Origin of the sequence: Caulobacter vibrioides (assembly GCF_002858865.1) — a bacterium.
Classification (GTDB): Bacteria; Pseudomonadota; Alphaproteobacteria; order Caulobacterales; family Caulobacteraceae; genus Caulobacter; species Caulobacter vibrioides.
The window spans coordinates 277,218-283,476 of the sequence record NZ_PJRR01000016.1 but is presented as its reverse complement, the minus strand read 5'-3'; the positions used below and the strand labels follow the sequence as shown (position 1 = coordinate 283,476).

The following is a 6,259-nucleotide window of genomic DNA, read 5'->3' as shown; positions in this document are numbered from 1 at the left end:
GCCCGACTTCGCCAGCGTCATCGTGATCGCGGCGGTCAGCGTCGTCTTGCCATGGTCAACGTGACCAATGGTGCCGATGTTGCAGTGCGGCTTAGTACGTTCGAACTTTTCCTTGGCCATCTTCTTAGCTCCAGGACCCCAGAGGGGCCTTTAATTGGTTGAACTTCTGGGGTGGGCTGGAAGGGACCAAAGAGGCCCCTTCCCAATTCTCACCAGCTCCTTCTCCCGAGGGAAAAGGGTTAGGCGTACTTCTTGATCACTTCGTCGGCGACGTGTTGCGGCACCGGATCGTAGTGGTCGTAGACCATGCTGAACTGAGCGCGGCCTTGCGACATGCCCCGCAGGGTGTTCACGTAACCGAACATGTTGGCCAGCGGGACGTAGGCGTTCACGACAGTCGCGTTGCCGCGCATGTCTTGACCCTGGATCATGCCACGGCGGCTGTTCAGGTCGCCGATGACCGAGCCCAGATATTCTTCCGGCGTCACGACCTCGACCTTCATGATCGGCTCGAGCAGCTTCGGAGCGCCCTTTTCGCGCAGCTCCTTGAAGGCGGCGCGCGAGGCGATTTCGAAGGCCAGGACCGACGAGTCGACGTCGTGGTACTTGCCGTCCGTCAGGGTCGCCTTGAAGTCGATCAGCGGGAAGCCGGCCAGCAGGCCGCTGTCCTTGACCGATTCCAGGCCCTTCTGGACGCCGGGGATGTATTCCTTCGGCACGGCGCCGCCGACGATCGCGCTTTCGAACACGAAGCCCGAACCCGGCTCGCCCGGTTCGAAGGTGATCATGACGCGGGCGAACTGGCCCGTACCACCGGTCTGCTTCTTGTGCGTGTAGTCGATGTCGACCTTGCGGCCCAGCGATTCACGATAGGCAACCTGCGGCGCGCCGATGTTGGCTTCGACCTTGTAGGTCCGCTTCAGGATGTCGATCTTGATGTCCAGGTGCAGTTCGCCCATGCCCTTCAGGATCGTCTGGCCGCTTTCGAAGTCGGTCGAGACGGTGAAGGACGGATCTTCGGCGGCCAGCTTCTGCAGGGCGACGCCCAGCTTCTCCTGGTCAGCCTTCGACTTGGGTTCGACGGCGATTTCGATAACCGGAGCCGGGAATTCCATGCGCTCCAGAATGACCGGCGACTTCAGCGGATCGCACAGGGTGTCGCCCGTGCGGGTTTCCTTCAGGCCAGCCAGGGCGACGATGTCGCCGGCATAGGCTTCCTTGATGTCTTCGCGGTTGTTGGAGTGCATCAGCAGCATGCGGCCGACGCGCTCGCGCTTGTCGCGCGTCGAGTTCAGCAGCGACATGCCGGTTTCCATCTTGCCCGAGTAGATGCGGCAGAAGGTCAGCGAGCCGACGAAGGGGTCGTCCATGATCTTGAACGCTAGAACCGACAGCGGCTCTTCGTCCGAAGCCTTACGGGTGGTCTCTTCTTCGGTCTTGAAGTCGATGCCCTTGGTCGGCGGGATGTCGACCGGCGACGGCAGGTAGTCGACGACGGCGTCGAGCAGGGGCTGGACGCCCTTGTTCTTGAAGGCCGAGCCGCAGAGGATCGGATAGAAGGCGCCGGTCAGCACGGCCTTACGGATGCACTTCTTGATCGTCTCGATCGAGGGCTCTTCGCCGCCCAGATAGGCTTCCATGGCGTCGTCGTCGAGTTCGACGGCGTTTTCGACCAGGTAAGCGCGGGCCTCGACGGCCTTGTCCATCAGGTCGGCCGGGATTTCTTCGTCGCGGTACGACGCGCCCAGACCGTCATTGTCCCAGACCACGGCCTTCATGCGGACCAGGTCCACGAGACCCTTCAGGTTCGATTCAGAGCCGATCGGGAATTGGATCGGAACGGCCTTGGCGCCCAGACGGTCGCGGATCAACTCGACCGACTTGTCGAAGTCGGCGCCGATCTTGTCCATCTTGTTGACGAACACGATCCGCGGAACCTTGTACTTGTCGGCCTGACGCCAGACGGTTTCGGTCTGCGGCTCGACGCCGGCGTTACCGTCCAGCACCGTCACGGCGCCGTCGAGAACGCGCAGGCTGCGCTCGACTTCGATGGTGAAGTCGACGTGCCCGGGGGTGTCGATGATGTTGAGGCGCTTGTCGTTCCAGAAAGCGGTCGTCGCGGCCGACGTGATCGTGATGCCGCGCTCTTGCTCCTGCTCCATCCAGTCCATGGTGGCGGCGCCATCGTGGACTTCACCGATCTTGTGCGACTTACCGGTGTAATAAAGGATCCGCTCGGTCGTCGTCGTCTTGCCCGCGTCGATGTGGGCCATGATGCCGAAGTTGCGGTAGTCTTCGATTTTATGCGTGCGGGGCATAGCGATCGCTCTGCGAAACGGGGCGGCCCTGGACGGACACGACCGGGATTAAACGTGCGGCGCGGGCGGTTTATCTCAAACCGCCCGCGCCTGAAAGAGTGCTGGTAAGAAAGGTTACCAGCGGTAGTGCGAGAACGCCCGGTTGGCTTCAGCCATCTTGTGGGTGTCTTCGCGCTTCTTCACGGCGGTGCCGCGGTTGTTCGAGGCGTCGAGCAGCTCGCCGGCCAGCTTTTCGGTCATGGTGTTCTCACCGCGCTTGCGAGCGGCGGTCACCAGCCAACGGATGGCCAGGGCGCGGCGACGGTCCGGACGGACTTCAACCGGCACTTGGTAGGTGGCGCCGCCAACGCGACGCGACCGGACTTCGATCGCCGGGGCGACGTTGTCCAGAGCGGAGTGGAAGGTTTCAAGCGGACCTTGGTCCTTGCGCTTGGCTTCCAGGATGTCGAAAGCACCATAGATGATGTTTTCGGCGACGGCTTTTTTGCCCTCGTACATCACGTAGTTCATGAACTTCGTGACAACCAGATCCCCAAACTTGGGATCCGGCAGGACTTGGCGTTTCTCGGCGCGACGGCGGCGGGACATCTTCTTCTATTCCTTACTTCGGACGCTTGGCGCCGTAGAGCGAACGACGCTGCTTACGATCCTTGACACCTTGGGTGTCGAGGACGCCGCGCAGGATGTGATAACGGACGCCGGGCAAGTCCTTGACGCGGCCGCCGCGGATGAGCACCACCGAGTGCTCCTGCAGGTTGTGGCCTTCGCCCGGGATGTAGCACACGGCTTCGATGCCGGTGGTCAGACGGACCTTGGCGACCTTACGAAGAGCCGAGTTCGGCTTCTTCGGGGTCGTGGTGTAAACGCGGGTGCAAACGCCGCGACGTTGCGGGCAGCCCTTCAGGGCGGGCACCTTGTTCCGCACCGGCTTCGGAGAGCGCGGCTTACGGATGAGCTGGTTAATGGTAGGCATTAAGTCTCTGCTCTGATGGAAGCGTGTGCCTTTCGGCCGGGGCGCTTCAGGTCCTTGTCTTTGTTTTTCGGCTTTTCAAGGCTCGGCTAAGAGACCCGATAAACACGAAACTCGCCGGAGCGCGGGAAGCACACCGGCGGGTTCAAGATCCCTTCGGACCCGAAAGCCCGGAAGGAACGCAAGCTCATCAGGACGGACGCGAACGACCGCCTCGAAAAAGAGCGCGGTATTTACTCGCGAAGTGGTCCAGCGTCAACCGCCTGTTCCCGCGTCGGTTAACGCCCTCTTAAGGCCCAAATCTAGGCCGCGTTTTCGCCACGTCTAGCGGTGTAGCGTGATGGGGGGATGGCCCCGCTTGCCTTGGTTGCGCGGAACGCCATTTGGGATGGCGGGGTGCGCCCCGTCGAGAGGGCCGGGAGTTCAGGTGAGCGTCAGCATGGAGGGCAGCGTCGAGCGGCGACGCCGAGCGACGATCATCGCCGGGTCACTGCTGTTGCACGGCGCCCTGCTGGCGTGGCTGGCCCTGCCCCCGCCGCCCCTGCTTGAGACCTTCGCGGAAGACGCACTGCCGACCATGACGCTGGAACTGCAGCGGCGGGTCGAGCGCGAGGCGCCAAGGCCGCGCCCGTCTTCGACGACGACCGCTATTCCCGCATCCCCCCTGCCCTTCACGGTGCGCGCGCCTGTCCGCCCGGCGCCGGCGGGGACGCCGAGCCTGGAGGTTCCGGCGTCCGCCTTGGCGCGACCTGGCGTCGCCATTCGCCCCGCCCCCTTGCCGGGCGACAGCGCCGGCGACCTGCGCACCGCCTTGCGCGGCAGCGCCACGGGCTGCGTCAACGCCGACGCGGTGGGCCTGAACCGCCGCGAGCGCGAACGCTGCGACGAGCAGTTCGGCGCGGCCAGGGCCAAGGGCGATCCGCTGTCGGGCATGGACGCCGGCAAGCGCCGGGCGCTCGACGCCCAGGCCGCCGCCCAAGAGGCCTATCGGCGCTATCAGGACGCTCCGATGGGGCCGGGCGTGGATCATCGCAGCAAGGATCATCCGGGCACGATGAAGGAGATTCCCTTCGTGCTCGGCGCGCAGCAGGATGGGCTGGGTCGCGAGCGAAAGTCCGTGGCCGACGAGATGCGCAGGGCCAAGGATCTGGAGTCCCGCGCCACGAGGTATCTGGAGCTGAAGAAGGCGCAAGACGCCCGTCGCTGACGCGCCCGCTTGTCTTGACGCATCCCTTGAGGCCGATACCGTCAGGCCATGATCCGCGCCCTCCTCGCCGCCCTGGCCCTCTCCGCCGCCGCATCGATCGCCGCGCCCGACGCCGCGCGAGCCGCGCCCTGGCCCACGACCGAAGGCGACCTCGTCTTCAAGGATGTAACGTTCAAGTCGGGGGAACGCCTGTCCGAAACGCGCATGCGTTACACGACCGCTGGAACCCCGCATCGGAATGCGCGGGGCGAGATCGACAACGCCGTCATGCTGCTGCACGGCACCGGCGGCTCGGGCAAGAACTTCCTGTCGCCGCTGTTCGCCGACGAACTGTTCGGGCCCGGTCAGCCGCTGGATCTGGCCAAGACCTACGTGATCATGCCCGACAATATCGGGCATGGCGGATCGTCCAAGCCGAGCGACGGCCTGCGCATGGCGTTCCCGCGCTATGACTATGACGACATGATCGCCCTGCAGCATCGGCTGCTGGTCGAGGGCCTGGGCGTGAAGCGCCTGAAGCTGATCCTCGGCACGTCGATGGGCTGCATGCACGCTTTTGTCTGGGGGCAGACCTATCCCGGCTTCGCCGAGCGCCTGGCGCCGTTCGCGTGCAACGCCGTCCCCCTCGCCGGCCGCAATCGCATGTGGCGCAAGATGGCGATGGACGCCATTCGCGCCGACCCAGCTTGGAAGGAAGGGAACTACACCACCCAGCCCATGGCCGGGCTGCGCACCCTCACCGATCTGCTGATCCTGGCCGGCGCCAACCCGCTGGCTCAGCAGGCGCAGTATCCGACCCGCGAGGCGACCGACAAGGCGCTGGACCAGGCGTTCAACGCCCGGATCGGCACGATCGACGCCAATGACGCGCTCTACTACATCGACGCGTCGCGGACCTACGACCCCTCGCCGGGCCTTGAGAAGATCACCGTGCCGGTCTTGTGGGTGAACTCGGCGGATGACTTCATCAACCCGCCGGAGCTGGGTCTGGCCGAGCCGTTGGCCAAGCGCATGCCCAAGGCGCGCTTCGTGCTGATCCCCGCATCGACCGAGACCCGGGGCCACGGCACCCATACGGCGGCGAAGTTCTGGAAGGCGGATCTGGCCAAGCTTCTGGCGCAGTAGAGCGCGAGCTGACGGCCAAAACAAAAGCCCCGCGCCGGACCGACGCGGGGCTTTCGATTTCAGCAGGCCTGAAGTGCGTCAGGCGATCTTTTCGACCTGGTTGTATTCCAGCTCCACCGGGGTGGCGCGGCCGAAGATCGAGACGGTGACGCGCAGGCGGGCCTTTTCCTCGTCGACATACTCGACCGAGCCATTGAAGCTGGCGAACGGGCCGTCGGTGACGCGGACGTTCTCGCCGACTTCGTACAGCACCACAGCCTTGGGGGCCGCGACGCCTTCCTCGATCGTACCGATGATGCGCTGGACTTCCTTTTCGGAGACCGGCATCGGCTTGGAGCCGCTGCCCAGGAAGCCCGTGACCTTCGGCGTGTTCTTGATCAGGTGGTAGGCCTCGTCCGAGAGGTTCATCTTCACCAGGACGTAGCCCGGGAAGAACTTACGCTCGGCGTTGACCTTCCGGCCGCGGCGGATCTCGACGACATCCTCGGTCGGAACGAGGATCTCGGAGAAGTTCTCCTCCAGGCCCTGGTTCTTGGCCTGCTCGCGGATGCTCTCGGCCACCTTCTTCTCGAAGTTCGAGTAGGCGTGGACGATGTACCACTTGTGGTTCGGGTTGGACGCGGTCTCGGTGCTCATCGT

At 64.3% G+C, this 6,259-nt stretch carries 8 protein-coding genes; 3 read left to right on the top strand and 5 right to left on the bottom strand.

Annotated elements, in window-relative coordinates; translation table 11 throughout:
- The 4 genes from CVUC_RS13435 to rpsL all read right to left on the bottom strand — a co-directional run.
- On the bottom strand, positions 1 to 120 hold a 120-nt coding region (locus tag CVUC_RS13435; protein ID WP_236849606.1), incomplete at its 3' end, for a GTP-binding protein.
- 119 nt (positions 121 to 239) lie between these two features.
- Entirely contained in the window at positions 240 to 2,318 is a 2,079-nt protein-coding gene (fusA, locus tag CVUC_RS13430) for an elongation factor G (protein ID WP_101685833.1), read from the bottom strand.
- A gap of 114 nt (positions 2,319 to 2,432) precedes the next feature.
- Entirely contained in the window at positions 2,433 to 2,906 is a 474-nt protein-coding gene (gene rpsG, locus CVUC_RS13425; RefSeq protein ID WP_004624018.1) for a 30S ribosomal protein S7, read from the bottom strand.
- 13 nt (positions 2,907 to 2,919) lie between these two features.
- Positions 2,920 to 3,291: a 30S ribosomal protein S12 gene (rpsL, locus tag CVUC_RS13420; protein ID WP_004624021.1), complete on the bottom strand. Its 372-nt coding sequence runs from the start codon at positions 3,289 to 3,291 to the stop codon at positions 2,920 to 2,922.
- Positions 3,292 to 3,314: 23 nt separating this feature from the next.
- Between rpsL and CVUC_RS13415 the strand changes: the two genes are divergently transcribed.
- The 3 genes from CVUC_RS13415 to CVUC_RS13405 all read left to right on the top strand — a co-directional run bounded on the left by CVUC_RS13415 (position 3,315) and on the right by CVUC_RS13405 (position 5,620).
- Entirely contained in the window at positions 3,315 to 3,581 is a 267-nt protein-coding gene (locus CVUC_RS13415; RefSeq protein WP_012640696.1) for a hypothetical protein, read from the top strand.
- Positions 3,582 to 3,715: 134 nt separating this feature from the next.
- Complete coding sequence (locus CVUC_RS13410; protein ID WP_124743096.1) at positions 3,716 to 4,495, top strand: hypothetical protein; 780 nt, start codon at positions 3,716 to 3,718, stop codon at positions 4,493 to 4,495.
- 48 nt (positions 4,496 to 4,543) lie between these two features.
- Positions 4,544 to 5,620: an alpha/beta fold hydrolase gene (locus tag CVUC_RS13405; RefSeq protein ID WP_096034312.1), complete on the top strand. Its 1,077-nt coding sequence runs from the start codon at positions 4,544 to 4,546 to the stop codon at positions 5,618 to 5,620.
- Positions 5,621 to 5,698: 78 nt separating this feature from the next.
- On the opposite strand, the gene nusG is transcribed toward CVUC_RS13405, so the two are convergent.
- On the bottom strand, positions 5,699 to 6,256 hold the full coding sequence (gene nusG, locus CVUC_RS13400; protein ID WP_010921038.1) for a transcription termination/antitermination protein NusG: 558 nt from the start codon (positions 6,254 to 6,256) through the stop codon (positions 5,699 to 5,701).
- Between the last annotated feature and the right edge of the window lie 3 nt (positions 6,257 to 6,259).

Excerpts from the sequence above, each read along its gene's own strand:
- CVUC_RS13405 (WP_096034312.1), top strand. The coding sequence starts at position 4,544 with ATGATCCGCGCCCTCCTCGCCGCCCTGGCCCTCTCCGCCGCCGCATCG.
- nusG (WP_010921038.1), bottom strand. The coding sequence starts at position 6,256 with ATGAGCACCGAGACCGCGTCCAACCCGAACCACAAGTGGTACATCGTC.
- fusA (WP_101685833.1), bottom strand. The coding sequence starts at position 2,318 with ATGCCCCGCACGCATAAAATCGAAGACTACCGCAACTTCGGCATCATG.
- rpsL (WP_004624021.1), bottom strand. The coding sequence starts at position 3,291 with ATGCCTACCATTAACCAGCTCATCCGTAAGCCGCGCTCTCCGAAGCCG.
- rpsG (WP_004624018.1), bottom strand. The coding sequence starts at position 2,906 with ATGTCCCGCCGCCGTCGCGCCGAGAAACGCCAAGTCCTGCCGGATCCC.